Consider the following 25,880-nt stretch of genomic DNA (forward strand, 5'->3'; position numbering starts at 1 on the left):
TTTACGTTCCTAAACCAATGGCAGAACCCAGTAGCGCATACCCAACAAAGCCAGCAATGTCCAAGAATGCGTGGGCGATAACCAACGGCATGACCCGGCCGCGCTTCGAATATACATAACCAAAGACAACCCCCATCGCGACGTTGCCAATGAACGGCCCAAAGCCCTGGTAGAGGTGATAGCTTCCACGCAAAACCGCGCTTGCAACAATGATCTGCCATTTGCCCCAGCCAAGTCGGGCTAAGCGTTCAAAGAGGTATCCAACAACGATGACCTCCTCAAGGATCCCGTGCCGAATCGCGGAGAAGATCAACACCGGAATGGTCCACCAATACTCATCGAGGGCCGCCGGAACTATCACAGTGGTAATCCCCAGTGCCCTGCCCACCGCATAAACCCCGAGGGTGCCAAGTCCCATGGCAAGGAAAAGCCCGGCACCCCAGCCAAGGTCGGCAAGCGGCTTCTTGAGGTTGAATCCTAGCCGGGCGAAGGGATCGCCGCCGGGCAAACGCCACAGCAGGTAGAGCACCAGCATCACGGGTACCAGGGTGAAGAAAATATCCAGCAGCTGGTAGGTCAGATCGAAGTATTCGCGTTGGTTCAGCGTGTTATTCAGCGATGTGGTCTGTGATCCCAGTGGGGCCCGAGTCATTTTGTCGATCAAATTCACTATTGCGTACACACCGGATCTACCCAGTGAAAGACCCAGAACTATCAGTAGCTCAATTTTCAGTGCCTTGCGCGAGCCAAAATCCCACTGGGTAGAAGCCACCTCGGGGTTTTGGTCTGATTCGTTAGGTTGCACCGATCTTGAACTCATAAATTCGATCCTACGTGCCACCAGCTGTTCAACACATCGATCGTGACCTGCGAGGATTAGATCTATGTTCACCCGTCCCGCACATCTTCATGAGATCGATCTGGCCGAATCCATGTACCCGGGTCCGTCGTGGAAAACCGCGCGGGTCAATGAGGGCGGCCAATTCCATGTGGTTTTGGTGGCGCCGGGCGAAGCAGTACTGCGTATGAGCCGAACCCCCGAGGCCGCCGATCAACTACAGCGCCGGGTGGATCTTATTGCCGCACTTGAACCACAATTGACCTTTCAGCTCCCCACTGCCCTGACAACGGTGCTGCGGCAGGAAGGTTTTGCGGCAGTGGTCCAACGTTTTATCCCCGGTTCAGCGCACCCTCCGCTGACCGGAGACCCGCATCGGTTGCGTGCCCTGGTCACCGAGCTTGCGCAGGTTGATGTGCACGCGCTGAGCGGATTCCTGGCGCAACCATTTGCCTATGGCGGTGTGTGGAGTGACGAACGAATCGACTCACTACTTCAGATGCTGCCCATTGATCTGATCCCGCCGGCTAAGACGGTGTTAGCGCGGATTGCCTCATTTGATTCGATCACGCCGTCGTTGGTCCACGGTGATCTGACGGGACACAATCTACATTGGCAGGATTCAAATTTGGTGGGGGTGCTGGACTGGGATCTGGCAGCCGCCTGGGATCCTGCCCTGAACAGCGCTTACCTGGGGCTCTGGCATGGCGAAGAAATGATCGAGCAGATCGCTGCAACACCTCAGGAAGCGTGGCGAGCACGCATCTGGCTTGGCACCATGAGCCTGGAAAGCATTTATCAGGTGGGGCTCGGTGAAAATCCGCAGGGCTTAGCGGTGATGGTTGAAAAGGTTTCGGTTCGGCTGCATCGGGCCGCAAGCGCGGCTCGTCTCTAGCGAGCTATGCGTAGCGCTGGAGCAATAATCACCGGGATACCGGCAGATTCAAGTTCCAGTTTTTGCTCGGGCGTTATTCCGTCATCGGTAATCAACGCGTTGAAGGCGGCCCGAGTCAGTGCCGCAAAGGCACTATGCCCAATCTTTGACGAGTCACAGACCAAGTAACTGCGCCGGGCGCGGCGAATCATCAGGTCATTGATCGATGCCTCGAACTCGTCGGACACCGTTGGACCGATGTGCGCCTCGAGACCGTTGATTCCCACAAATGCCATGTCCAATGTGACTTTTTCCAGTGCCTGTTCGGCAAAGGGACCCACCAGCTCGTAGGAACGTGGGTTCAGCACCCCGCCGGTGACCATGACCTTCACATGGGTGCGCACCGCCAACGCCGAGGCAATATTTACCGCGTTGGTGACAACCGTGAAGGTGGTCCGTCCCGATTCATTGACGAGGTCTCGGCGCATACCCAATTGGGTAGCAATCGCGCTTGAGGTGGTGCCCCCGGAAAGTCCCACCACCATGTCCGGTTTCACCAAGGAGGCCGCAAGCACAGCGATTGCATGTTTCTGCGCAGCAGCTTCCTCTTTTTGGTAGCGTGCCGGAAGATCATAGGCCACGGTGCTACTCACGGCACCACCGTGGGTGCGCGAGAGCAGCGAGGCCGCGGCCAGCGAGTCGAGGTCACGGCGTGCCGTGGCAGGAGAAACTCCGAGCCTGCGGACGATTTCCTCGACCTCGATCTGACCAAATTCAGAGAGGAGCTCCAAGATGGTGCTCTGTCGTTCTTCGCGTTTCATATCTTCTTCCCTTGCCTCCTCTCGATTTTTGCCCGCTTGTGTTAAATGTTGTTGTGGCCCGCGGAGTCCAAAAACTTATCAAGGGTGGAGCGTAGCAATGATACGTTGTGCGCGCCGGTGATCCAGTAGCTACCATCGGGAGCTTGGGCCTTGGCTGAGAAGTGCACAGCGTTGACCCCGGCCTCAAGCACCGCTGAAATGGTTTGTGGTTGCATGCCGCCACCGGCCATGATCTGGATCTTGCCGTTGGCAGCGGATGCCATGGCGGCTAGTGTTTGCACACCGTCCGGGGCGGCTGTGGCTCCCCCGCTGGAAAGCACGCGGGTGAAGTCCAGCTCGATGAGCTGCCCAACGACCGCAACGGGGTCTGCCGAGGCATCGATGGCCCGGTGAAAGGTCAATTCAATGTCCGGATTAGCTTCACGCGCCGCGGCAATGAGCTCCAGCATGCACGGCACATCAACGTCCCCCTGGGCATCGAGCGCACCGATGACAAGCCCTGCAATGCCCTGGCCGGCGGTGCGTCGGGCCTGCTCAACCATCAGCTTGATCTCGGCGGGCGAATACACAAAGTTTCCACCGCGCGGTCGAATCAGGGCGTGAACACCCACGGAACCGGCAACCTCGAGGGTCGCCTGAATAGTTTCCGGGTTGGAAGTGATGCCACCGATTTCCAGGGCTTCACAGATTTCCAGCCGATCCGCACCGGCGTTGACTGCGACGAGAGCGCCTTCGGAACCGGTGACCGCAATTTCCAACAAAACAGGTGTGGGCATGGGGTTTTACTTTACAGCTCCGGCGGTCAAACCGCCGATTAGACGCTTCTCAATGAGCATGAACAGGGCAATCACCGGCACGATGGCAACGATCGAGACACCGAATACGTACTGCCACGCGGTTGAGTACTGGCCAACAAACTTGGTAAGTGCCACCGAGAGCGGCTGGTTTTCGGCGGTCGAGAGGATCACCAGCGAGGCGGCGAATTCGTTCCAGCAGGCGACAAAGGTGAAGATCACTGCCGTAACAATGCCCGGCCAGACCAACGGAAGGCTGACCTTGAAGAGTACGCGAAGCTTGCCCGCGCCATCGATCTGGGCGGCTTCCTCAACTTCCTTGGGGATTGAAGCAAAGAATGAGTGCATGATCCATACGGCAAAGGCCAGGTTGAAGGCGGCGTTGATCAGGATCATGGCCAGCCAGGTGTCATATAGATCCATGGCGAGCATTTGTTTGAACAGACCCGCGGTCAGCACCGCCGGTTGCAGCATTTGGGTGACAATGACAAGGAACATGAAGGCTAGCTTGCCCGGGAATTTGAAGCGTGCGGTGTAGTACGCGGCGGGGGTTGCCACCAGCAGCACCAGTAGCGTTGCACACAGCGAGATCACAATCGTAGAAATAAGGTTGTAGGCAACCGGGGTTTCGGGGGTGTCCCACATGGTCAGGTAGTTGGACCATTGGGCGCCTTCGCGCGGCATGTAGTTTGGTGGCACCGAGAGAATCTCGGAACGGGTCTTCAGCGAGCCAATGAACATCACGGCGTACGGGATCAGGAAGAGTGCTGCGACGCCAAGTCCGGCAATCATGCGCCAGATGACAGTTTTTTGGGAGGCGCGGTCTTCGGTAGTCAGGAATGACATGTTCCTAGACCTCCTTCATGGGCTTGACGGTTTTGACGTAGATGGCGACGATGACAAGCACGATCGCGAAGTTGACTACCGAGAGCGCCGAGGAAATATCCAGCCGGCGGTCGAATTGTAGGACCTTGAAGATGTAGGTCATGAGCGTGTCTGCGCTGTATCCGGGGATGGAGCCGGTGATGATTTTCAGGATTGGCAGGTTGTTGAACACGTTGATGATGTTGATCAATACGGCGACCGCCAGTGCACCGCGTAGCTGCGGCAGGATCACCGAGATATAGGTGCGCCATCGCCCCGCGCCATCGACGCGTGCTGCTTCAAGTGTTTCGCCGGGGATTGCCTGCAAACCGGCCAAGATGGTGTAGGTGGTGAACGGAATCGAGACGAACACGGCGATGACGATTGCTACGGCCATGGCCGGGACCGCGTTTTTGGTGAAGCCAAAGCCTTCGTCAAGGAGCCCAATGTCGGTGAGGAACTTGTTGAAGATTCCGTAGTTGGGGTCCATCGCGTAATAGAACACGGTGGTGGTCATGACCACCGAGGCCGCCCAGGGCACGATGACTGCCATGCGCACCAGCGTGCGGCCGGGGAATGGCTTGTTCAAGAACTGTGCCAGGGCCAGCGAGATGACGACTGTCAGGGTGACGACTACGACAACCCAGACAACGGTGTTCAGCAGAATACGTGGCAGGTTGGGGTCTGCGAAGACCTTGGCGAAGTTATCGAATCCAACGCCCTTCAGGTCGGTGCCGACCTGGGAGATTTTGCGGGTTGAGTTGTAAATCATGTACCCGGCTGGGAACACCACAATGGTGAAAATCAGCAGGAGCGCTGGGCCAATCCAGGGTAGCGCAGCAAGGAATGATGCACCTTCCCGGGCAGATTTGCGCTTGGCGGGGCGCTTCTGTGCTGTTGAGACGCTCATGGTTTTACTGCTCCTGCGTAAGGGATGTGGCGTGCGAGTGAGGATGTGTAAAACGGTGAAGGGGTCCACGATCTTGGTGGTGGACCCCTTCAACGTGAGTTACTTTGGTTTGAGCGAAGGTTGGCTATTGCCTACTTTGCTGCGTCGGCCTTGGCCTGGATTTCCTTCAGGACATCTGCTGCGGACTTGCCGGTAGCGATCTGACCCATGAGGGACTTGAAGGCACCATCGGTGGCGTTCCATGCCGGGTTGGTGGTCGGGTAGAACACCGCGCTTGGCAGCATGTCCAAGAATGGCTTGAGGGTCTCGTCGCCCGCCAGCTTTTCGCCGCCCGACTTGGTGGTTGGCAGGAAGCCTTCGGTGGATACCCAGTTGGTGTAAACATCAGCGGAGAAGAAGTAATCCATGAACTTCTTCACCGAGGCTGCCTTGGAGCCATCGTTCTTGAATGACATCAGGCGGTCTGCAACACCCAGGGTTGCCGGGGTGCCGGTCTTGGTGGCAACCGGTGCAACACCGTACTCAAGATCGGGGTTTTCGGTCTTGATCTGGCCAATGGTCTGTGGCAGAGCGTAGGCGAAGCCGAGCTTGCCCTGGATGAAGGTGTTGAGCATCGGGGTGCGCTGGGTGGCGCCCGGATCCTTCTGGGTTACCCCATCCTTGATCATCTTCTGCATGAAGTCTGCTGCTTCGAGGTTAGCCGGGGTATCAACCTCGATGGCGGTGCCGGTGCCGAAGTTTCCGCCGTTGCCAGCGAACCAGATCATGGATTCGCCCTGTGCTTCTTCGTTACCCAGCGGCATGCCGTAACCATCGGACTTGGTCTTGTCGCTGATGGCCTTCGAAGCGGTGTACAGCTCGTCCCAGGTCTTGGGAACGTCGGTGATGCCGGCTTCCTTCATGAGGGTCTTGTTGTAGAACAGTGCGCGAGCCGAGGCGATCAGTGGCAGACCGTACTGGGTGCCGTCGACCTTCTCGTTATCGGCGAAGGATGGCTGGAAGTCAGCGACGGTGGCTTCGGAAGCTACATCGGTGACCGGTGCCAGCAGGCCTTCGGCTGCGAATTCGGCAAATGCTCCACCGTTGTAGATATCAGGTGCCTTGTTGCCCTGGATCTTGGTCTTCAAAACACCTTCGATGTTTTCCCAAGACTGCATTTCAAGGTTGACCTTGACGTCGCTGTTGGCTGCTTCAAAGTCCTTAATGACCTTTTCCCACAGTGCCTTGGTGCCGTCCGAGTAGCTGGGGACAAGCATGTCAAGTGTTGTCACCGCTCCTGCGGAACCCGATGACCCGCCGTCGGACGTGCCACCTCCCCCACCAAATCCGCAGGAGGTAAGCAGGAGGGCTGCGGCTGCCGCGCCGGCGACGACCGCACCCCGGAGATTGCGCTTCTTCATTGGTCCTCGTTCCAAATGGTCCGTCGCGACGTTCTGCACGTACCGACGACTATGAGTGATGTTATGTGCTTTATTTGCATCAAGAACGAGCAATAAAGAACATGTCACTTTGATTATGCTGTGACCCGTACCACTCGGTCAAGTTGTTACGGTCACAAATCGAGCACGTTTTGGCACAAATCAAAAATCACTATCAAAGCTCACGAAATGAGTTATGAAGCACGTCAGCCACGTATTAACGACGAAGTGGAAGGTCGCTCATTGGCAACCTTCCACTTCTGGCCTCGCCTCAAGCGAGCTTAAACGATCATTTGATCGTTTAGACGCTCTTACCTGCGAAAAGTGCCAACAGGCGTGCGGTCTCACCGGCCATGGCTTCACGACCCTTGGCTAGGTACTTACGTGAGTCAACAACGCTTGGATTTTGATCAAGGTATTCCCGAATGGCTCGAGTGAAGAAACCATTCAGGTGCGTGGAGACATTAATCTTCGTCATTCCAGCATTGATAGCCGCAACGATGTTCTCATCACTGACCCCGGATGAACCATGAAGTACCAAGGGCACCTCAAGAGCTGCCTTGATATTGGCAATCAGTTCAATATCCAGCGCCGCCGAGCGATCAAGCATTGCGTGCGAGGAACCCACGGCCACGGCAAGTGCATCAACACCCGTAGCCTCAACGAAGGAGCGGGCTTCCTGCGGGTCGGTGCGTACACCCGGTGCATGTGCACCGTCCTTGCCACCAATCTTGCCCAGCTCGGCCTCGACGTAAACACCTGCTGCGTGTGCGTATTCGGTGACGCGACGGGTCGCCGCAACGTTTTGATCGTAGTCAAGGTGCGCACCATCAAACATGATGGAACCAAAACCCAGATCTACCGCTGCGCGGGCCAAATCTTCGGATTCTGCGTGATCTAGGTGCACGGCAACGGGAACCGATGCGGCGGCGGCCGCGGCAAGGGTTGCTAGGGCAATAGGTTCTAGACCCCCGTGGTAGCTCACACAGTTCTCGGAAATCTGCAAGATCACCGGAGTCCTGGCAGCTTCGGCACCGGCGATGAGTGCTTCGGTGCTTTCAAGGTGAATAACGTTGAATGCACCCTGCCCAATATTTGCAGCGCGGGCCGCATTCATGATTTCTGCTGTACTAACCAAGGTCACCGTGGGTGTTTCCTTTCAAGGAAATTTAGCGTTTAAGAATTTACCGCTGAAGAGTCAATTACGAGGGCAACTTGCAGCTGTGGGTGCGAGGGGTGCAATTCACCGGCGGTGGGCATCAGGACCGCCGAGGCAGACCAGGCAGCGGCACGCGGAAGAATCTGCGTATCGTGGTCTTCCCCGTTGTGCAGACCGGTAGCGATTGCCGCAACCACCGAGTCTCCGGCGCCTGTGGGGTTGCCGATCAGTGGTTCTGGCAACTTAGCGCTAAACCACTGGCCAGGACTAGCCGCAGCAAAGTGTACGAGCCCGTCTTCCCCGGCGCTTGCATACACATGCTGTGCCCCGGCCTCGAGCAAGACCTTGGCGCCCGCGGCCAAGGAGTCGGTTCCGGTGACCTCGGCAAGTTCATGATGATTGGGTTTGAGCACCGTGGCCCCGGCGCGGGCCGCGGCAAGCAACGCGGCTCCGGAAGTATCGATAATGCTGGGTATGCCGCGGGCCGCTGCCTGGCGCACGCACCAGGGGTAGAAGTCCGGATCCGCGCCTTCGGGAAGGGAGCCAGAGGCCGCCAACACCGTGACTCCCGAATCGAGCAATTCGATGATGCTTTGACGAATCAAGGCCCACTCATCATCATTGAGCGCCCCGCCACGTTCGTTCACTACGGTGGTTCGACCGCTGTCTTGCTCAACCATGGCAAAGCTGCGCCGGGTTTCTGCCATCACGGGGATCAGCTCATGCCGAAGGCCGGAGCTGACAAGTTCCCGGGCGAAAACTTCACCATTTCCCCCACCGATGGGTGCCAGCGCAATCACGGGTAGTCCTTGGGAATAGGCGACTCGTGCGACGTTGAGCCCCTTTCCGCCGGCACGCCGCAGCGGAGCATCAACACGGTTGGTGCCACCAACATCGAGCTGGGCCAGGGAATAGGTCTCATCGACGGCCGGGTTGGGGGTGATGGTGAGAATCAAGGCAGTTACGCCCTCGCTTCCTGAGCTTTGAGGAACGCACCGCGCAAACCAGCATCCTCACCCAATTGGGCGGGGACGATCAATGGTTCACGGTGGTAAGAAAGTTTGCTGCGTACCGAGCGGCGCAGTGGTTCAAGCAGTGCCTCGCCCGCCTGGGCCAGGCCACCGCCAATAATAATGGTTTCTGGTGCGATCGAGGCGCAGAGTTGGGCAATCGAGAACGCGATGGCCTCGATGGCCTCATCCCAGATGCGCTTGGCCACCGGATCCCCTGCGTGCATGGCTTCAAGCACTTCACGGGCTCCACGTACCTGGGTACCGCTTGCCGCCGAGTAACGCTTGGCGATGGCACCTGCGGAACCGATGGTTTCTAGGCAACCATGGGCGCCACAGGGGCATTTCAGTCCTCCGGGCACCGCCGCGTGACCAAGTTCCCCGGCATACCCGCCGGCCGAGACCGCATGGCCGTCAACAAAGAGGGCAGCTGCAATGCCGGTGCCGATGACCAGCATGACGGCATTGTTGACCTTGCTTCCAAGCGTGGCTCCGGCACCAAAGTGCAGTTCCGCAGCTCCGGCCATTGAGACATCATGACCAAAACCTACCGGGAGAGAAAATGCCTCGGAGGTCATGTGGCGCAGCGGGGCATCGCGCCATCCAAGGTTTGCCGAGAACACCCCGAGCCCCTTGTCCTCATCAACAATGCCGCAGACTAGAAGTCCCACAGACTCTGGTGTGGCAAGGGTGGAGCCCGCAATGAGCTCCGTGCCCAGGGTATGCAGCTGATCTACCAGCGCCTCGGCCGGGTTTGGAGTGCCACGACGGGTGGGAACCCGACGAATGTCCGAAAGGTTTCCCTCATTATCCGAAAGTGCCGACTTAATATCGGTACCGCCTACGTCAAAGAGTAGGTATGAAGGATTCATGATGCGTGGCACCCCGCTTTCTTTTATTTAGGCTTCGTCGGCGAGGATGACCGAGCGCGAAAGGTTACGCGGGGTATCCGGGTTCATACCGCGTGCGCGGGCACGATCAAGGGTCACGCGGTGAACGCGAGCGAGTTCGGCCAGCGGGTGCACATCGTTATTGATGTACAAGGCGCCGGTGCGCACCATGTCGTTGGCCAGGCCTTCGGGCTCTTCACCAATCATCCAGGTCACGCGGTTTGGCGCGGCAATGGAGATGGGACCGTGGCGGTATTCCATGCCCGGGTAGGACTCGGTCCAGCCCTGAACCGCTTCACGCATCTTCAGTGCTGCCTCGTGTGCCAGACCGACGGTCCAGCCGCGACCCAGGAAGGTGAACTGTTCTGCGTCGATCAGTTCTGCCGAGGTTTCGGTAACAACAGCGGTGCGTGCATCGGCAACTGCGGCGGTGAGGTCAACGCCAACGCTGGTGAGCAGGTAGGTCAGGGCGGTGGTGGCGAAACGGGTCTGCACCACAGACTGTTCATCGGCGTACGGAAGTTCTACAACCGCATCGACCTTCGAGACGATCGGGGAGCTGGTGTCACCGATGACTGCAACAGTGCGGATCTTCTCATCGAGCGTGCCCAGCAATTCGAGAACCTCGGAGGTGGTGCCCGAACGAGTGATGGCTACCAGCACGTCGTAGTCGCGGGAGGAGATGAACGCCTCGGAGGCTGCGAAGGCATCGGTGACGCCCTTGCCTGCGGATTCGCGGGCTGCTGCATAGGCCTGTGCCATGAACCATGAGGTGCCGCAGCCTACAACTGCAACGCGGAGCCCATCTGCCGGAAGCAGATTCTCGGCCTTGGACTGGGCGATGGCGCGTTCCCACACATCTGGCTGCGAGGTGAGTTCGGCATCCATGTGGTGGCCAAGCTGGCTGTTGTCGCTCAAGACTGTCTCCTTCTAAGACCCCGGGCAGCTAAGTTGTGCTCGGAAAATGGCAATATCTTCCCTACTATGATTGCTTATGATCGTTTGACTTGTCTACCGATCATAAAAAATCGTCATGAGCGTGTCTTGAAATAGCCCCAAAGGATCGAAACTACTGCTTAAACGACCAAACCCCGATGCCTAGCGGCCCTCATATCGAGGAAAACCAGGTACCGGGGGTTCGGCGCAGCTGCCGCTCAATCGTGGCGGCAAGAATTACTTAGTTGGACAGAGCTGCAATAGCTGCGTCGTAGTTTGGTTCGGTGGTGATTTCCGGAACGACCTCATGGTGCAGAACTACACCATTCTCATCGAGCACAACAACAGCACGAGCCAACAGGCCGCGCAGCGGGCCATCGGTCTGGGTCAGACCGAACTCTGCACCGAAGTCGGAGCGGAAGCTTGAGGCCGGAACAACGTTGTCGATGCCTTCTGCGCCGCAGAAGCGACCCAGGGCGAATGGCAGGTCCGCCGAGGCACACACAACTGCGGTGTTATCTAGGCCAGCTGCAAGTTCGTTGAACTTACGAACCGAGGCTGCACACACGCCGGTGTCGATCGACGGGAAGATATTAAGCACAATGCGCTTGCCACGCAGCTCGCTGCTGTTTACATCGCCAAGGTCGGCGCCGGTGAGGGCGAACTCTGGAGCGGTAGCGCCAACGGCTGGCAGCTCACCAATAGTCTGGACGGGGGTACCTTTGAATGCAGTATTAGCCATACTCCTTGTTTATCACGAAGGTGCCCGGCATCACGAAAAGGTTCGCTAGCGGCGTCGCACTCCCAAGTCAGCGGCTTAATATCCGCTGCTCTTTGAGGATGGCTCGGTACAGCAAGCAGTTTTCCCCATAAACCGACGTCTATTGACGCGTTTGCTCGCCCGAGACCTTATGCGGCATCACAGGAGGGGCAACGATAGAGCCGGATAGTGCGTATACCGATCCAAAACGCGCCAAGATTCTCCAGAACCCATTCGACTGGGCGCTGGCACTTAGATTTTCCCGGCAACAAGCTTTCCGGCCCGAAATACCGGCCCCGAAAGGTTCATCCCCGGACGGTACGCCAAGTGAGCCACGGAAGGAGCATTGAGCAGCTGAATATCTGCACGCTTACCAACTTCCAGCGTTCCCACCTGATCTTGCACACCCAGCGCTAAGGCGCCACCGTAGGTGGCCGCAACGATTGCCTCTTCAATGCTCAGATGCATCTGCAGCACGGCAGTTGTCACACAGAAGGCCATGGACGAGGTGTAGGAGGTTCCCGGATTGCAATTTGAGGCAAGAGCGATCTGTACGCCGGCATCAAGGAGTTCGCGACCCGGAGCAAAGGGCATGCGTGTGGAGAGATCGCAGGCCGGCAGGCAGGTAGCAACGGTTCCTACCGCACCGCTGCGGGTGGCCGGATCCCAAGCGGTCCAAGAACCTGCGAGAGCCAAGATATCTGCCTCATCCAAGAAGTTCACGTGATCAACGCTCGCGGCACCAAATTCGACCGCTAGCTGGGTTCCCGGTCCCGGACCCAGCTGGTTTCCATGAACACGCAGTCCCAGCCCGGCATCGCGTGCCGCGGAAAGCACCTGACGCGTTTGGGCCTCGTTGAAGGCACCGCGTTCGCAGAAGACATCGGCGTACTGCACGTAGGGGGCCACACGTTGGAGCATTTCTCCGCAGACAAGGTCGGTGTATTCCTGTGCGTCAAGGCCGGCCGGCACCAGATGCGCTCCGAGGAATGTCACCTGGTCAACCACGGTGGAGGCAATGCGCGCGTGGCGGGCTTCTTCCTCAACGGAAAGTCCGTAGCCGGTCTTGGTTTCCAGGTAGGTGGTCCCCCCGGCCAACGCCTCCGCGGCCCGACCCATGACCAAGCGGGTCAGATCATAGTCGCTGGCGGCGCGCGTTGCCGCGGTGGTCACCGCAATGCCGCCGGCCTCATAGTCTTGCCCGGCCATGCGGGCCACGAATTCGCGACTGCGGTCCCCGGCAAAAACCATGTGGCTGTGCGAATCGACCCAGCCCGGCAACGCCGCACGGTAACCGGCTTCGATGACCGTATCTGCTGCTGGAGCATCAGCGCTCTTGCCAATCCAGGCAATCTTTTCGTCCCGGATGAGGATTGCCGCATCCCGAATCAGGGTGTGGTTACTATCCGAGGTGAAGGCCTCGGAAATATTGGTGATCAACGTGGTGGTCATGAAAACTCCGGGTGTTCGGTGAAGAATGCTGTGTACAGATCCGCCGGATCTCCCAGCGTTGTATGGATGCCATCGCGTGCAACACGCTTGCCATTGATACGTACTTCTGCAATATCCGCGGCGGTAGCCGTCAGCGGCAGTTGAGCGGTACGTGATCCGGAGGTACGCATGCTATCGGTGCGCACCAAGAGGTAATCGTCGTTTTCGTCTAGCCCCAGCGAACGAAGGCCTCCTTCGCGGGCGGCAGCAGAAATCTCTGCCGGAGCGAAGCGTCCGCGTTGCCCACTGCGAAGCCGTTCCCCATATTCGAGGCCACGCTGCTCAAGAAAGGGATCCAGCACCGCATGCTGGTCGCTACCCAAGGAAATCACGGCACCCGCATCGGCAAGTTCGCGGGCCGGGCCAATTCCATCGCCCAAATCGGCCTCGGTGGTCGGACACATGACGATTCCGGCGCCAGCGGCGCCCAAGGCAGCAGTATCAGCATCGCTCAGGTGAGTTGCGTGAACCGCCGAAAGCCGGGAGCTCAACAAGCCTGCTCGTTCCAGTAGGCCGGTGGGACTTGTTCCAAAGGCAGCCTGACAGGATTCGTTCTCCGCGGGTTGCTCGGATAGGTGCACATGTAGTGGCAACGCGAGATCCAGCCCGGCGGCAATTTGTTCCAAAGATGCTGGGGATACTGCACGCACCGAGTGAATCGCGGCGCCCAAGCGCAAGAGCCCTTCGCCCGCATCAAGATCCGCTAACGCGTCAGCCAGTGACTGATGCCGAGCCAGCCAGCCCGCCACGTTGCCGTCGGAGAAACGTCGCTGAGTCTCGTTGAGCTCAATCACCTCACCTTGTGCATCAAGACCGCCCTGCAGGTAGCAGGTATCGAGTAGCACCAGACGAATCCCTGCGGCCTGAGCCGCGCGAGCCAGAGCCAGCTCCATGCCGTGTTTCTGCTCCCCCGTGTAGGGTTTGCCGTCGGTGTTGTGGTGTAGGTAGTGGAATTCGCCCACCGCGCTATAGCCATTGACGACCATCTCGGCGAACACCGCGGTGGCCAGCTGCTGGTAGCCCTCCGGAGTGAGCCCGGCCGCCGCCTCATACATTTGCTCGCGCCACGTCCAAAAGTTCCCGGCCCCGCCGTCCGCACCCTGATGGGTGCGGCCACGCAGGATGCGGTGGAAGGCGTGCGAGTGCGCATTGACGGGAGCCGGGACACGAACGGTTTGCTGGCCCACTGGGCTACTCACAGCAGATCCTCCAGTGCATCGGCGAGCGCCAGCACGCCGGCGCTGGCGTCATCGTCTTCAACGTATTCTTCCGGTGAGTGGCTGATACCGGAGGGGTTACGGACATAGAGCATGCCCGAGGGCACCTCGGCCGCGAGGACTCCCGCATCGTGTCCGGCACCGGTGGGCAGCAGCGGTGCATCGGGTACCAGACGTTGTACCGAGCTGGATAGCGAGCGGGTAAGAGCCGAATCGAAGTGCACGGTGTTGGAGAAGGATTCCTCGGTCAGCAGCACGCGGCAGCCCTCAAAGGCCGCAAGCTTTTGGGCCTGACCGTGGATCTTTTCCACAAGCATTGCGGTGATTGCGTCATCCGGGTGACGGACATCCAGCCACATATCCACCCGAGAGGCAATCACATTGGTGCCGCCGGGCACCGGCTCCAGGCGTCCCACGGTGGCCCGGGCGCTATCCTGTGCCGCGGCAATCTGGCGCACCGCAACAATTGTCTGTGCCGCGGCAATCATGGGATCCGCCCGATCGGTCATCAGTGTGGTGCCGGCGTGGTTGCCCTGGCCGGAGAACGAAAGGCGCCAGCGGCCGTGTCCCAGGATTGAATCGCCCACGGCGATGGCAGGACCGCGGCCGGCATGATCGGTGTATTCCTCCGAGTTCAGCCCCTTACCCTGCTCCACGTGGAGTTCAATGAAATCGCCAATGCGGGCCAGGGCCACCTCGTCGCGGCCCATGCGTGCCGGGTCCAGTCCGTGTGCCGTTGCAATATCGGCGAAGGTATTTCCTTGCGCATCACGCAAGTTTAATGCCCGGGCCGGATCAATGGCACCTGTCAAAAGGCGTGAACCCAGGCAGGCCACGCCAAAACGCGAGCCTTCCTCTTCGGGGAATACCGTCAGTGCCAGGGCACGGTTGCGGAGCAATGCGCCGGATGCTTCACGTTCGGCCAACACATCGTAGGCGGCAAGCGCACTTGCAACACCCAGTGGTCCGTCAAATGCTCCACCACCGGGTACCGAGTCAAGGTGCGAGCCGGTCACCAGGGCTCCCCGGCGCGAGGCCTCGTCCTTGGCCGAGCCGGGCATATCCCACCAGGCCCAGATAATTCCATTGGCATCGGTTGAGACTTCCAGACCGCGGGAATTGGCCTCGGCCATGAACCATTCACGCAAGGTGATTTCGGCATCCGAGTACACGGGGCGTGAATATCCGCCACGCTTGGCATCACGGCCCTCGTCGCTGATGGCCGCCAATAGGGAATTTACCGTGCTCACGTCTTGGGTGTCCTTTTCATCTCGCATGCGCTCATGACCCGCATGATGGGGGGGTACTACTTGGTACTGCTAAACATTATTGGCTAGCCAAAGGGTGTGCCGGCAGGTTCTCTGCCCCACTAGATGCATACAACCTGCCCCACAGGCTTATCCCTTAGCCAACACCCATGAACTACTCGGCCATGGGGATGCGCACACCACGCTCGTTGGCAACCTCGATGGCACGCTCGTAGCCGGCATCCACGTGGCGGATCACTCCCATGCCCGGGTCGTTGGTCAGCAATGCCTCGAGCTTGGCCGCTGCCAGCTCGGTGCCATCGGCCAGCGAAACCTGTCCTGCGTGGATGGAGCGGCCAATGCCAACGCCACCACCGTGGTGGATGGAAACCCAGGTGGCACCCGAGGACACCGCGGTCATTGCATTGAGCAGCGGCCAGTCGGCAATCGCGTCCGAGCCGTCCAACATGGCCTCGGTCTCGCGGTACGGGGAGGCCACGGAGCCCGAGTCGAGGTGGTCGCGGCCGATCACGATCGGAGCGGAGACCTTACCCTCGGCGACCAGCTGGTTAAACAGCAGGCCGGCCTTCTGGCGTTCGCCGTAGCCAAGCCAGCAGATGCGCGCCGGCAGGCCCTCGAACTCGACATGCTTCTGGGCGGCATCGAGCCAGCGGTGCAGGTGCTCGTTTTCCGGGAAGAGTTTCTTCAGCGCCTCGTCGGTCACGCGGATGTCTTCCGGGTCACCGGAGAGTGCCACCCAGCGGAACGGGCCAAGGCCCTCACAGAACAGCGGACGGATGTAGGCCGGGACGAAGCCGGGGAATTCGAAGGCGCGTGAGTAGCCACCCTGGCGAGCCTCATCGCGGATCGAGTTGCCATAGTCAAAGACCTCTGCGCCAATGTCCTGGAAGCCAACCATGGCCTCGACGTGTGCTGCCATGGAGACCTGGGCCTTCTTGGTGAAGCCAGCTTCGTCGGCCTTGGCCTCTGCGTCCCACTGCTCGATGGTGTATTCAACCGGCAGGTAGCTCAAAGGATCGTGTGCCGAGGTCTGGTCGGTGACGATGTCGATATTGATCTCGCCGGCCTTCTGGCGGCGCAGCAGCTCCGGGAAAACTTGCGCGGCGTTGCCGACGAAACCTACCGAGAGTGCACGCTTCTCGTTCTTGGCCGCGGTGACCTTCGCGATTGCCGCATCAAGGTCACGTTCTACGTCGTCCAGGTAGCGCTTGCCCAGACGGCGGCGCAGGCGCTCTTCGGAAACGTCGATGATCAGGCAGGCACCGCCGTTGAGGGTGACGGCAAGCGGCTGGGCCCCGCCCATGCCGCCGCAACCACCGGTCAGCGTCAGGGTGCCCGCCAGGGTTCCACCGAAGCGCTTGACGCCGATCGCGGCGAAGGTTTCGTAGGTGCCCTGCAGGATGCCCTGGGTGCCGATGTAGATCCAGGACCCCGCGGTCATCTGGCCATACATCATCAGGCCCTCGGCCTCGAGCTTGCGGAACTCGGGCCAGGTAGCCCAGTCACCGACCAGGTTCGAGTTGGCGATCAGCACGCGCGGTGCCCACTTGTTGGTACGGAACACACCGACCGGCTTGCCGGACTGCACCAGCAGGGTCTCATCCTCTTCAAGGTCGGTCAGCGTCTTGATGATCGCGTCGTAGGCCTCCCAGGAGCGGGCCGCGCGGCCGGTTCCACCGTAGACAACCAGGTCCTCGGGGCGCTCGGCAACCTCTGGATCAAGGTTGTTCATCAACATGCGCAGCGGTGCTTCGGTCTGCCAGCTCTTGGCCGTCAGCGTGGTGCCACGGGGTGAGCGGATGACGCGTGAGGGATCATGTTGGGTGAAGCTCATGGCTGGTTCTCCTGTTGGTCGGCGGTCAATACGTTGTGGGCCTCGGCGGCGACTAATTCGCCGATGGCCTTGATCTTTTCGGCATCTATCCGGTAGCTGGGGGCTACCACGCTCAGCGCGGCAATCACCCGGGTTCCGGTAATGCGTCCGTCGGGGGCGTGGGTGGCCACGGCGATGGGTGCGGCAATGGCCGTGACATCGGATTCCACGCCGCGGTCAACCACCACGTAGCCGGCCGCGGGTGTCTTGCCGGTCAGCACCGCACCGGAGGCGCTACCTTCGAGTGGGACGGTGCGGCCTACCCATGAGGAGTGACGCACCGAGTGGGTGCCTTCACGCATGGCAATGTACAGGCCATGCCCCCCTCCGGGACCGTGGTGGGCCTGGACATTGAGGTAGGCGGATTCTCCGGTGGCATCAACGATGCGTTCGAGGGCTGGCTCGGCGAGGGAAATGATCGATTCATGGCGCAGCGCTTGGGCGCCAAGCTGCACGATCCGCAGTCCCGGGCGGTAGGCACCGTCTTGGTCTTTGCGAACAAACCCGGAGGATTCTAGGGTTCGGAGCAGGCGTAGGGCAGTTGATGCAGAAAGTTCGGTTCCCCGTGCTGCGTCTGCCAGCGTCAGGGATCCGGCATCGCAGACGGAACCCAATAGTTGCAGCGCCCGCTCCACTGTGCGGGTCGATGGTTCGGCCATGGTGCTCTCCATTGCTGGTATTAGGTGCTAAAACCGCCGTAAGGGGGTTGCCCTTTGGCACTGACTGCGTTTCACTTATTGAAACGCGAATTTCATCCAATGGCAAGCCTTCATCACATGTTGTTCCCGAAAGGACACTGATTATGACCTCCACCGTGATCGTTTCAACCGGAGCATTGAGCCCCCTTGACGTCGTTGATGTCGCTCGCCACTTGGCCCACGTAGAGCTCTCCAACGAGTCAATTGAAGCCATGACGCACTCGCGCAGCGTCATCGACGCACTGGTTACCGACACGGTTCCGCACTATGGGGTTTCAACGGGATTCGGGGCACTGGCCACCAAACAAATCCCCATCGAACTACGCACTCAGCTACAGCGCTCGCTCATTCGCTCCCATGCTGCGTCTTCCGGTGCCGAGATCGATCGCGAAATCGTCCGCGGCCTGATGCTCAACCGGCTTTCCACCATGGCCACGGGACGTACCGGAGTCCGCCCGGTCGTCGCCCAGACCTACGCAGCATTACTCAACGCCTCAATCACTCCGGTCATTGGCGAATACGGATCTCTGGGCTGCTCGGGGGATCTTGCACCGCTCTCCCATTGCGCGCTAGCCGTCATGGGCGAAGGTAAAGTCCGTGATGCCCAAGGTGATCTTCTCGATGCAGCTCGGGCCATGGCGGCGGCGGGCATTGATCCGGTGGTCCTTGCCGAAAAAGAAGGCCTGGCACTGATCAACGGCACCGACGGAATGCTGGGGATGTTGCTCATGGCCGCTGCCGATCTACACCGTCTAGCCACAACCGCCGATATCTCAGCGGCCATGAGCGTTGAGGGGTTGCTGGGCACCGATGCCGTCTTCGCTACCGACCTACACGCCCTGCGCCCGCACCCCGGCCAACGCGACTCGGCTGCGAATATCCGCACCGCCCTTGCCGAATCAGTGCTGATTGCCGAACAAAAGGCAGGAGCCCACAAATTCACCCGCGTGCAGGACGCCTACTCGTTGCGTTGCGCCCCACAGGTCCACGGCGCAGTGCGGGCAACTCTCGCCCATGCCGAATCCGTGGCAGCCATCGAATTGGCCTCGGCCATCGATAATCCGGTGGTTACCTTCGATGGTCGGGTCGAATCTAACGGAAACTTCCATGGTGCCCCGATCGGCTATGTGCTTGATTTCTTGGCCATCGCCGTGGCGGACCTGGCTTCGATCTCCGAACGACGCACCGACCGATTCTTGGACACGGCCCGCAATCACGGCCTCAATGCCTTCCTTGCCGATGACCCGGGAGTCGATTCGGGGCACATGATCGCCCAATACACCGCCGCCGGTATTGTCTCCGAACTCAAGCGTCTTGCCGTACCGGCTTCGGTGGATTCGATCCCGTCCTCGGCCATGCAAGAAGACCACGTCTCCATGGGGTGGCACGCAGGATTGAAGCTACGCAAGGCAATCGATGGTTTGGAACGAGTGCTCTCCATCGAATTGTTCACCAGCGCCCGTGCCCTTGATATGCGAGATGGTGGCCTTGCCACCTCCAAGTCTTCGCCGGTGATCACCGCGGTGCGCGAAGTAATCCGCACGAAGGTTCAGGGGCCGGGAACCGACAGATTCCTTGCCCCCGAGATTGAGGCCGTGCGTTTATTGGTTGCCGATGCGCAGATCCTGAATGCCGCCAACTCGGTACTCAAAACCCCACTTGCCTAACCGAATAACGCAGGTCCGTCGCTTTGCCTCATCAGCAACCATCGTCTTGCGACATGACGCTGGGATGACCGGACTGCGCTTCACTCGGATTTTGGAGCAAACAGGTGAGCATCTCCTAGCCTCAAACGATGGCTGTCGCTGTTGAATTGGGATCTTGTTGCGGGCACGGCCCCGCTAGTTGACGGTGCGGGCCGGCAAGATGCGGTGGGGACGGTTTCTTGGCCTCCACGAGGTGAGGTAACCGGCAGGCAGACCGCTGAATCCAAACCTCCGGTGTTTGGGAAGCTCAGAAGCTTCCCAAACACCGGACATGGTAATTTTCACATTTGGAAAGTCTGCAGCGACTCAGGCGCCAAGTATGCGCTGGGCCACCTCTAAATCTAGACGCAGATCCCGATCTTCCATGGCTTCGGGCAGGTCAAGGGCCCGGCTAAAGAATTCTCGTGTCTCGAGGCTCAGGAAGTGTTCACCGTCTACGCCCAATTGGCGCAGTGCCCGCACCGAGCAGAGCATTTCACAGGCAGTCATCACCCGTAGCGCATCCACGCTGCCTACCAAGAGTGCTGCTGCCTCGCTAGCAAAGCTTGCATCGTCTTCTACGCCCAACGAGAGCACCACCGACTGTTGACTCACCGGCTGGGCATGCGAGCGCAATCGGCTCAGGGCAGCCGCCGCTACATATTCAATGACCATGACCCCTGATTGCCCAAAGCCGTCCTGAGCCAAGAATCGATGTAGGCCGGTATACTCCGGATCGCATAGAAACGAGATTCGGCGCAGACAGGTTGCTGCATTGGTGGCCAAGATCTGCCTGACGGTGTCTAGGCGTTTGGCCAGTCCCAGCATCAGAAAGAGCCCGTGATGGGCAATGTCGTTGTTGCCCTCTGCGACAGTTCCGATGACCAGCGGATTCTCGTGTCTGGACACTACCAAACGGGTCAGGCGTTCCTCAGTTGCCGCAAGTTCTTCGGCTACGTTGCCGGTGAGCTGAGCCATGGTGCGCAAGGCAAACGGGTCTTGTAGCCGAACGGGTGTTCCCGCGTTACGTACCAAATCAAAGATTCTCCGGTATCCCTCGGCGATTGCTCCCGAATCAAGGCATGCTGCTACGGCCGGACTAAACGGTTCGGGATTTCCCGATAGTGCAACAAAGCTCAGCGCACTGGTCAATACCGATTGTTCGTTGATAACTTTCAGGTCGTAATAGGCCAGCACCGATCTGGCAATGGTCAGCGCATTGGAGCTGATAAATGGCAAAGCGTCTTCGGTGGCCCAGTCTTTGAGGCCTTGACTATAAATACTCCCGTCCAGGGTGGGCCGCTCCCCCAAAAGCGTTAGCGCAGTACCCGCCAGCGCAGGCAAATCTGAGGTACCGATTCCGCCAAATTCGCGCAACTCAGGCAGTGCATTAGCATTCAGCATCGTGGCAAGCGCCAAAGGGATCTGGGGGTTAATACCAGAGCCTGCAGCAGCCAACTGCGAAAGTCTAATAACCAGCATTGCCCGCACCGTTGGGGCATCGAGCAATTGTCCGGCATCTGCGGCATGACTGCGTAAGAGATTCAACCCGTGGTTGGAACCGGAGCTTAGATGGACCGAGCGGTTGGCACCTACCCCGGTGGAGAAACCATAGACGGGTCGGCTGCGTGCTGTGGCAGCCACCGACTTATGAGCCTGCGTTATGCGCTCGATGGCGCCTAGGGTCAGTTGTACCTCGGTGCGTTGGCGGGCGACGCTGATGATGTCTTCAAGACTCAGGTGTAGGCCATCAATGTCAATCACCATTTATGCTCCATCTTTCAAAGTTGTCCTACTGGTAAATGGTCGAACTGCAGCTACCCACAAGATCACTGGCCTCCGGCTGCCGTCTTCAGAGGGAATGAAAATCACCTGTACATACCTTTTTCGGTACGCCGGTCCTTGACTACTGCACCTAACTACCAGCAAATTTTGCCATTCGATCATTCATGGAGATCAGCTCCGGGGGAGATTATTCCCGCAAGATACTAAAGATATTCATCATTGAACATGGCACCGGGATGATGACCTCGCGACAACCCAGCGAGATCATTTTTACAACCGCTTTGACAGCTGCGTACATTCTCGACGATACGTCAAAGCCCAGTAGGCACAGAAATGGCCGGGCCACCTGTTTCCCACATAGTGCTACTAAGTGGTTGTGACTTTGGGATAAGTACCCCCTAAGGACGAAAACTCACAAGTATTTCCAACCCGCCTCGACGGCCACAATTCTAGAAGTAGCAATAGTTGCAACCCGTTTTTTCGATGTGCGCATGCATCAGGATAATAAGGAGCATGCTGCTTTCTGCACTACTCGGATTTGCCGGGGTCTCGCTCGTTGTTGCGCTCTCCCCCGGCCCAGACACCTTCCTGCTGCTGCGCTATGCCCTGAATAGGCCTCGCAATGGTGTCGCCGCGGCATCGGGCATGATGGTTTCGATCATGGGCTGGGCAGCGCTTGCGGGGTTGGGGGTCGCGGCATTGCTGCAGACCTATCCGGCAATCCATCAGGGTATCGCCATTGTTGGTGGACTCTACCTGCTTTATCTCGGGCTTGGTTCGTTGCTCAAGGCGCAGTTTTTGGCCGGTAGCACCGCGGCAACTGCGCGCACCACCAGCAGGTCGTTGGACAATGCTGGAGCTACAGAGTTCACCATCTGGCAATCATTACGGGCAGGTGCCCTATCCTCTGCGCTGAATCCCAAACTTGGTTTGCTCTTCTTGGCGCTCATGCCACCATTTATCCCTGCCGGATCAAATATGTTGGCATCGGCACTGCTCCTTGGCGGGGTCTTTGCCGTCATTGGATTTAGCTACCTGATGGTGCTGACATTTATGGCTGCTCGCGCCATGGCCTGGTTCAAAAGCCCAACGGTTGGCATTTGGCTTGAGCGCATTTCATCCGGTGCACTGGCCATCATGGGTCTCATCGTGCTGATTGGTGCGTTTCTCTAACGGACACAGCCAGATCCGCCACATAATTCTTGGAACGCCATTGGAGGTTAGGCCCCCTGCGGTAGCTCCACCATCCGAGGCCGGGCTTTCATTGCGTGAATAACTAGCTCGTTACCGCTGTCGAAAACAAGCACAACGATCTCCAATAACCGGCTAGACGTATCAAATCCCAATCGAAGTTGTCGAGCGGGAGAGTCTTCGTCAAGTTCTTCCACCCAGAGTGCCCATGTAGCTGCTTGAAGTGCGTCTTCTTCACAAATGCCGTGTTTCAAAGCTGAACTATGAACCTTCATGCCGCATAGGCCGCTAGTGCTTCACGCATGACCTCGGAACGTGTCTTATGCTCTTTCTTCGCCCGAGCATCAATTGACGCAAGTTCGGCAATGGTCAACCGTACTGGAACCACTTGGGTCGGCTGGGCACCACGTCCCGGTCGCCCACGACCACGCTTTTTGATCGCGTCAATGTCGTAGCCTTTTTCGGCTTCCGCAGCCCATCGTTCAATTTGTTCTTCGGTGACAGGAATCCCATCAATCATTTCTCGTTCTTCCATACCTATATCGTATTACGAAAATAGGACTTTTTGAAGTAGTCCGTGGCACTGGCCCCACCATCAAAAACTCACTCAAAGTAGAAGACTGGTCAGATAAACGCAACTACGGATGATGCTGCCATCATGATCGAGCACTATTTGCCACCTGCCATGAGCAGAAGGTCCGAGCACGTAGCAGTCGTGGTGATCGCCACTTACTCGAGCCACACCGTTGCCAAGTGGTTGCACGGAGACTAAATTAGAGAACGCAGAGTTCTCTAATTTGTTGCAGTTCTCTGCCTTAGGACACAAAATTTATTGCTTCCCCGGAGGAGTACCCCATGGACCGGCTACCAGCGACCCATCCCCCACCCGTTGCACCGCTTGCCCAATTCGGGGCCGCGGATATAGCAACTGTTGGCGGTAAGGTGGCAAACCTCGGTGAAATTTTGCGGGCCGGGCTTCCTGTACCCGCGGGGTTTGTGGTGACCACAGATGCGTATGCCCAGACCGCCCAACGGGCCGAGCTTTCCAGCCTCTTGGCTGACCCGGTGGTCACACCGCAGACACTACGCAACACCCTGCTAAGCACCCCCATGCCCGCAGAAATTTGCGCCGCGGTAGCCGCCGCTTATCAAGACCTGGGTGAAAATCTCCCGGTCGCCGTGCGTTCAAGCGCCACTGCTGAAGACCTGCCCGGCTCGGCCTTCGCCGGGCAACAAGATACTTTCCTCAATATAATTGGTATCGACGCATTACTCGAGGCCGTCAACAAATGTTGGGCTTCGCTCTTTACCGATCGTGCCGTCGATTACCGACGCCAGCGCAATATCTCCCCCGCCGACGTTCGCATCGCGGTGGTTGTTCAGCTGATGGTTTCATCCGATACCGCAGGAGTCATGTTCACCGCCGACCCGGTCAGCGGAGCCAGAGACCGCATCATCATCGATGCCGGTGCCGGCCTTGGCGAATCTGTGGTCTCCGGCTTGGTCACCCCGGACCACTACGTATTGGACGCATCCGGGAAACTACTCGAATGGAAACCCGGACGCGGCGAGGTCATTATTCGACCTTCGGCGGGCGGAGGCGTCACCCATCAATCGGTTGCAGACGATCAGTCTCGCGCGGCAAGCCCAACCTCTTTGGACCCTGCCGATCCGCTATTGGATTCTGCCGACCTTGCCTCGTTGAGTGCTCATGCATCAACTATCGCCGCACATTTTGGGCGTCCCCAAGATATTGAATGGGCAATTTCGGCTGGGAAAACCTGGATTGTGCAGGCACGTCCCATGACGGCGCTGCCCGAGCCCACCGCCGAGCTCAATGCTTTCCGCCGACTCCAGGGTGCGATCCTTGCCGAGTATCTTCCGGTCCGTCCCTACCCACTGGATGTCACAACACAGATCGCCCATGGTCCGGCACATATGATGCATGAGATCACCGATTTCTTTGGGCTCAAGGGTGCCTTCGTTGATTTTTTGCGCGAAGAAGACGGTGTGGTCATTGCCCTGGTTCCGCCATCCCCACGTCCCACACCACGGGTGCTACTCACCCCGGCAAAATTGCTCTACCGAGCCCTCCGTTTCAAACCATCCCAGTGGTCAGCCGATCCGCGCCAGAGCGCGTTCCTCGCCGAGGTCGCCGATCTTGAATCCCTTGAACTGAATTCGTTGTCATGGGACAAACTGTTGACGGTTCCGGCCCGGGCCATGGCCACCCAGAGTTACTGCAGGGACCTGCGGATCGATTACCTACCCGGTAGCGGATTAGCGCTGGCGCGCATGATAGTTTTCACCACCGTGTTGGGCCGACGCGCGCTGATCCCCGATCTGCTCGGCGGTGCACAAACACGCACCGAGGATTCCAACCAGGCCTTGGCCAAACTTGCCGATGAGCTTCGTATAGATCCGGCATTACATATTTTGGTTGCCACGTTAACTGGCGAAGACGCTGCCGAGCAGCTGAGAAACAATCCGCAACTCGCCGGGTTTGGACGCCGGCTACAGGAATTTCTCAAGGAGTACGGCCGCCGAGAAACCACTTCTCCGCTCTTGGTTTCCGAACCAACACTTGCCGACTCTCCGGGTGTTGCGCTGGGCATGGTGTTGGCCCTTGCCGATGCCCCGGCCACCGAGAACGGGACACAATCGAAGTCGGCGAGCGCCCACAAACGTCTGCTGGAGCACTGGTTCTTGCGCAGCGCGCGTTTAAGCACCTTTGCGCAGCGATTGGTGAATTCTGCCCGCGAAGCCGTTGCCTTCCGCGAAGACACCCATTTCTATTTCACCGCGGCCCTTCCGGTGCTGCGTGCGTCTCTGTTACACATCGGTGAACGACTTTGGCATGCTGGGATCTTGCAGAATCCCGAAGAAGTCTTCCACCTGCGCTGGAATGAGCTGACAGGGATTAGCGATCCGGCAATGATTCCCTCCGGGCAGCTCGAGCGGCTCGGCAGCGCGATCACAACACGTAGCGCTAAGCGCGCCGAACTTGCAGGAGTTCCGATGTTTGATGCCTCGGTATTCTTCCCTACCCCGGATACCGGTGACGCGCTGGCTTCCGGTACTCCCGCGGGTTCCGGCAGTGCGACAGGTATCGCCAGAATCATTCGTGAGGCCAGCGACTTCGAGAAGTTGGGGCATGGGGAAATCTTGGTCTGCCCCTATACCAATCCCGCGTGGACTCCCTTGTTCAAGCGAGCTGCTGCGGTAGTTGTCGATACCGGTTCGGCAGCTTCACACGCAGCAATCGTGGCACGCGAATACGGGATTCCCGCCGTCATGGGCACCGGCACCGGCACCGCGGTGATCACCGATGGGCAGATGATCACTGTTGATGGGACGCGCGGGCGTATTACCCGCGCTCTCTAGGACGCGGAGTACAC

At 58.8% G+C, this 25,880-nt stretch carries 22 protein-coding genes; 4 read left to right on the plus strand and 18 right to left on the minus strand.

The features are described from left to right. Position 1: 1 nt before the first annotated feature. The gene (locus CQ018_RS11180; RefSeq protein WP_105550073.1) at positions 2 to 820 is read right to left on the minus strand and encodes a CPBP family intramembrane glutamic endopeptidase; all 819 of its coding nucleotides are present in this window, start codon (positions 818 to 820) and stop codon (positions 2 to 4) included. 64 nt (positions 821 to 884) lie between these two features. Here CQ018_RS11180 and CQ018_RS11185 point away from each other — a divergent pair, with 64 nt between their 5' ends. Then, entirely contained in the window at positions 885 to 1,733 is an 849-nt protein-coding gene (locus CQ018_RS11185; RefSeq protein ID WP_105550074.1) for a phosphotransferase family protein, read from the plus strand. On the opposite strand, the gene CQ018_RS11190 is transcribed toward CQ018_RS11185, so the two are convergent. The 15 genes from CQ018_RS11190 to CQ018_RS11260 all read right to left on the minus strand — a co-directional run bounded on the left by CQ018_RS11190 (position 1,730) and on the right by CQ018_RS11260 (position 17,782). Further along, positions 1,730 to 2,533, minus strand: a complete 804-nt coding sequence (locus CQ018_RS11190) for a DeoR/GlpR family DNA-binding transcription regulator (RefSeq protein ID WP_105550075.1) — start codon at positions 2,531 to 2,533, stop codon at positions 1,730 to 1,732. The two genes, CQ018_RS11185 and CQ018_RS11190, sit on opposite strands and share 4 nt — an antisense overlap. A 41-nt stretch (positions 2,534 to 2,574) precedes the next feature. Further along, positions 2,575 to 3,309, minus strand: a complete 735-nt coding sequence (locus tag CQ018_RS11195; protein ID WP_105550076.1) for a copper homeostasis protein CutC — start codon at positions 3,307 to 3,309, stop codon at positions 2,575 to 2,577. A gap of 6 nt (positions 3,310 to 3,315) precedes the next feature. Further along, a complete protein-coding gene (locus tag CQ018_RS11200) occupies positions 3,316 to 4,173 on the minus strand; it encodes a carbohydrate ABC transporter permease (RefSeq protein ID WP_219844049.1) in 858 nt (285 codons plus the stop codon). Positions 4,174 to 4,177: 4 nt separating this feature from the next. Then, complete coding sequence (locus CQ018_RS11205) at positions 4,178 to 5,101, minus strand: carbohydrate ABC transporter permease (protein WP_105550077.1); 924 nt, start codon at positions 5,099 to 5,101, stop codon at positions 4,178 to 4,180. Between the two features lie 131 nt (positions 5,102 to 5,232). Beyond that, positions 5,233 to 6,501 (minus strand): extracellular solute-binding protein, encoded by a 1,269-nt coding sequence (locus CQ018_RS11210; RefSeq protein WP_105550078.1) that lies wholly within the window; start codon positions 6,499 to 6,501, stop codon positions 5,233 to 5,235. 319 nt (positions 6,502 to 6,820) lie between these two features. Next, positions 6,821 to 7,663: a class II fructose-bisphosphate aldolase gene (locus tag CQ018_RS11215; RefSeq protein ID WP_105550079.1), complete on the minus strand. Its 843-nt coding sequence runs from the start codon at positions 7,661 to 7,663 to the stop codon at positions 6,821 to 6,823. 32 nt (positions 7,664 to 7,695) lie between these two features. Further along, positions 7,696 to 8,634 carry a 1-phosphofructokinase family hexose kinase gene (locus CQ018_RS11220; RefSeq protein ID WP_105550080.1) on the minus strand — a complete coding sequence of 313 codons (939 nt, stop codon included), beginning with the start codon at positions 8,632 to 8,634 and terminating at the stop codon, positions 7,696 to 7,698. A 5-nt stretch (positions 8,635 to 8,639) separates the two neighbouring features. Continuing rightward, on the minus strand, positions 8,640 to 9,560 hold the full coding sequence (locus CQ018_RS11225) for an ROK family protein (protein ID WP_105550136.1): 921 nt from the start codon (positions 9,558 to 9,560) through the stop codon (positions 8,640 to 8,642). A gap of 27 nt (positions 9,561 to 9,587) precedes the next feature. Further along, a complete protein-coding gene (locus tag CQ018_RS11230) occupies positions 9,588 to 10,496 on the minus strand; it encodes an SIS domain-containing protein (RefSeq protein ID WP_105550081.1) in 909 nt (302 codons plus the stop codon). A 259-nt stretch (positions 10,497 to 10,755) separates the two neighbouring features. After that, complete coding sequence (tpx, locus tag CQ018_RS11235) at positions 10,756 to 11,256, minus strand: thiol peroxidase (RefSeq protein ID WP_105550082.1); 501 nt, start codon at positions 11,254 to 11,256, stop codon at positions 10,756 to 10,758. Positions 11,257 to 11,526: 270 nt separating this feature from the next. Continuing rightward, positions 11,527 to 12,726: an imidazolonepropionase gene (hutI, locus tag CQ018_RS11240; RefSeq protein WP_105550083.1), complete on the minus strand. Its 1,200-nt coding sequence runs from the start codon at positions 12,724 to 12,726 to the stop codon at positions 11,527 to 11,529. Continuing rightward, entirely contained in the window at positions 12,723 to 13,964 is a 1,242-nt protein-coding gene (locus CQ018_RS11245) for a formimidoylglutamate deiminase (protein WP_258142563.1), read from the minus strand. The genes hutI and CQ018_RS11245 overlap by 4 nt, the downstream gene beginning before the upstream one ends. Further along, positions 13,961 to 15,232 carry an allantoate amidohydrolase gene (locus tag CQ018_RS11250; protein ID WP_258142564.1) on the minus strand — a complete coding sequence of 424 codons (1,272 nt, stop codon included), beginning with the start codon at positions 15,230 to 15,232 and terminating at the stop codon, positions 13,961 to 13,963. The genes CQ018_RS11245 and CQ018_RS11250 overlap by 4 nt, the downstream gene beginning before the upstream one ends. Positions 15,233 to 15,404: 172 nt before the next feature. Then, entirely contained in the window at positions 15,405 to 17,084 is a 1,680-nt protein-coding gene (hutU, locus tag CQ018_RS11255; RefSeq protein WP_105550085.1) for a urocanate hydratase, read from the minus strand. After that, the gene (locus tag CQ018_RS11260; RefSeq protein ID WP_105550086.1) at positions 17,081 to 17,782 is read right to left on the minus strand and encodes an IclR family transcriptional regulator; all 702 of its coding nucleotides are present in this window, start codon (positions 17,780 to 17,782) and stop codon (positions 17,081 to 17,083) included. The genes hutU and CQ018_RS11260 overlap by 4 nt, the downstream gene beginning before the upstream one ends. A 143-nt stretch (positions 17,783 to 17,925) precedes the next feature. On the opposite strand from CQ018_RS11260, the gene hutH reads away from it, so the two are divergent. Beyond that, complete coding sequence (gene hutH, locus CQ018_RS11265) at positions 17,926 to 19,488, plus strand: histidine ammonia-lyase (RefSeq protein ID WP_105550087.1); 1,563 nt, start codon at positions 17,926 to 17,928, stop codon at positions 19,486 to 19,488. Positions 19,489 to 19,833: 345 nt separating this feature from the next. Here the strand turns inward: hutH and CQ018_RS11270 are convergent, their stop codons facing one another. Beyond that, positions 19,834 to 21,273 carry an aromatic amino acid lyase gene (locus CQ018_RS11270; protein WP_258142565.1) on the minus strand — a complete coding sequence of 480 codons (1,440 nt, stop codon included), beginning with the start codon at positions 21,271 to 21,273 and terminating at the stop codon, positions 19,834 to 19,836. Positions 21,274 to 21,804: 531 nt separating this feature from the next. Between CQ018_RS11270 and CQ018_RS11275 the strand changes: the two genes are divergently transcribed. Beyond that, entirely contained in the window at positions 21,805 to 22,464 is a 660-nt protein-coding gene (locus CQ018_RS11275) for a LysE family translocator (protein ID WP_181149852.1), read from the plus strand. 289 nt (positions 22,465 to 22,753) lie between these two features. Here CQ018_RS11275 and CQ018_RS11285 read toward each other — a convergent pair whose 3' ends face one another. After that, the gene (locus tag CQ018_RS11285) at positions 22,754 to 23,017 is read right to left on the minus strand and encodes a ribbon-helix-helix protein, CopG family (protein WP_105550090.1); all 264 of its coding nucleotides are present in this window, start codon (positions 23,015 to 23,017) and stop codon (positions 22,754 to 22,756) included. Positions 23,018 to 23,337: 320 nt separating this feature from the next. Between CQ018_RS11285 and CQ018_RS11290 the strand changes: the two genes are divergently transcribed. Further along, positions 23,338 to 25,866, plus strand: coding sequence for a PEP/pyruvate-binding domain-containing protein (locus tag CQ018_RS11290; RefSeq protein WP_105550091.1), 2,529 nt, complete (start codon positions 23,338 to 23,340; stop codon positions 25,864 to 25,866). Positions 25,867 to 25,880 lie beyond the last annotated feature (14 nt).

The sequence above is a fragment of the Arthrobacter sp. MYb227 genome, assembly GCF_002975435.1.
In the GTDB taxonomy this organism is placed as follows: Bacteria; Actinomycetota; Actinomycetes; order Actinomycetales; family Micrococcaceae; genus Paeniglutamicibacter.

Coding starts and splice junctions, on each gene's coding strand:
- CQ018_RS11180 (WP_105550073.1), bottom strand. CDS start 820: ATGAGTTCAAGATCGGTGCAACCTAACGAATCAGACCAAAACCCCGAG.
- CQ018_RS11185 (WP_105550074.1), top strand. CDS start 885: ATGTTCACCCGTCCCGCACATCTTCATGAGATCGATCTGGCCGAATCC.
- CQ018_RS11190 (WP_105550075.1), bottom strand. CDS start 2,533: ATGAAACGCGAAGAACGACAGAGCACCATCTTGGAGCTCCTCTCTGAA.
- CQ018_RS11195 (WP_105550076.1), bottom strand. CDS start 3,309: ATGCCCACACCTGTTTTGTTGGAAATTGCGGTCACCGGTTCCGAAGGC.
- CQ018_RS11200 (WP_219844049.1), bottom strand. CDS start 4,173: ATGTCATTCCTGACTACCGAAGACCGCGCCTCCCAAAAAACTGTCATC.
- CQ018_RS11205 (WP_105550077.1), bottom strand. CDS start 5,101: ATGAGCGTCTCAACAGCACAGAAGCGCCCCGCCAAGCGCAAATCTGCC.
- CQ018_RS11210 (WP_105550078.1), bottom strand. CDS start 6,501: ATGAAGAAGCGCAATCTCCGGGGTGCGGTCGTCGCCGGCGCGGCAGCC.
- CQ018_RS11225 (WP_105550136.1), bottom strand. CDS start 9,560: ATGAATCCTTCATACCTACTCTTTGACGTAGGCGGTACCGATATTAAG.
- tpx (WP_105550082.1), bottom strand. CDS start 11,256: ATGGCTAATACTGCATTCAAAGGTACCCCCGTCCAGACTATTGGTGAG.
- hutI (WP_105550083.1), bottom strand. CDS start 12,726: ATGACCACCACGTTGATCACCAATATTTCCGAGGCCTTCACCTCGGAT.
- hutU (WP_105550085.1), bottom strand. CDS start 17,084: ATGAGCTTCACCCAACATGATCCCTCACGCGTCATCCGCTCACCCCGT.
- CQ018_RS11260 (WP_105550086.1), bottom strand. CDS start 17,782: ATGGCCGAACCATCGACCCGCACAGTGGAGCGGGCGCTGCAACTATTG.
- hutH (WP_105550087.1), top strand. CDS start 17,926: ATGACCTCCACCGTGATCGTTTCAACCGGAGCATTGAGCCCCCTTGAC.
- CQ018_RS11270 (WP_258142565.1), bottom strand. CDS start 21,273: ATGGTGATTGACATTGATGGCCTACACCTGAGTCTTGAAGACATCATC.
- CQ018_RS11275 (WP_181149852.1), top strand. CDS start 21,805: ATGCTGCTTTCTGCACTACTCGGATTTGCCGGGGTCTCGCTCGTTGTT.
- CQ018_RS11285 (WP_105550090.1), bottom strand. CDS start 23,017: ATGGAAGAACGAGAAATGATTGATGGGATTCCTGTCACCGAAGAACAA.
- CQ018_RS11290 (WP_105550091.1), top strand. CDS start 23,338: ATGGACCGGCTACCAGCGACCCATCCCCCACCCGTTGCACCGCTTGCC.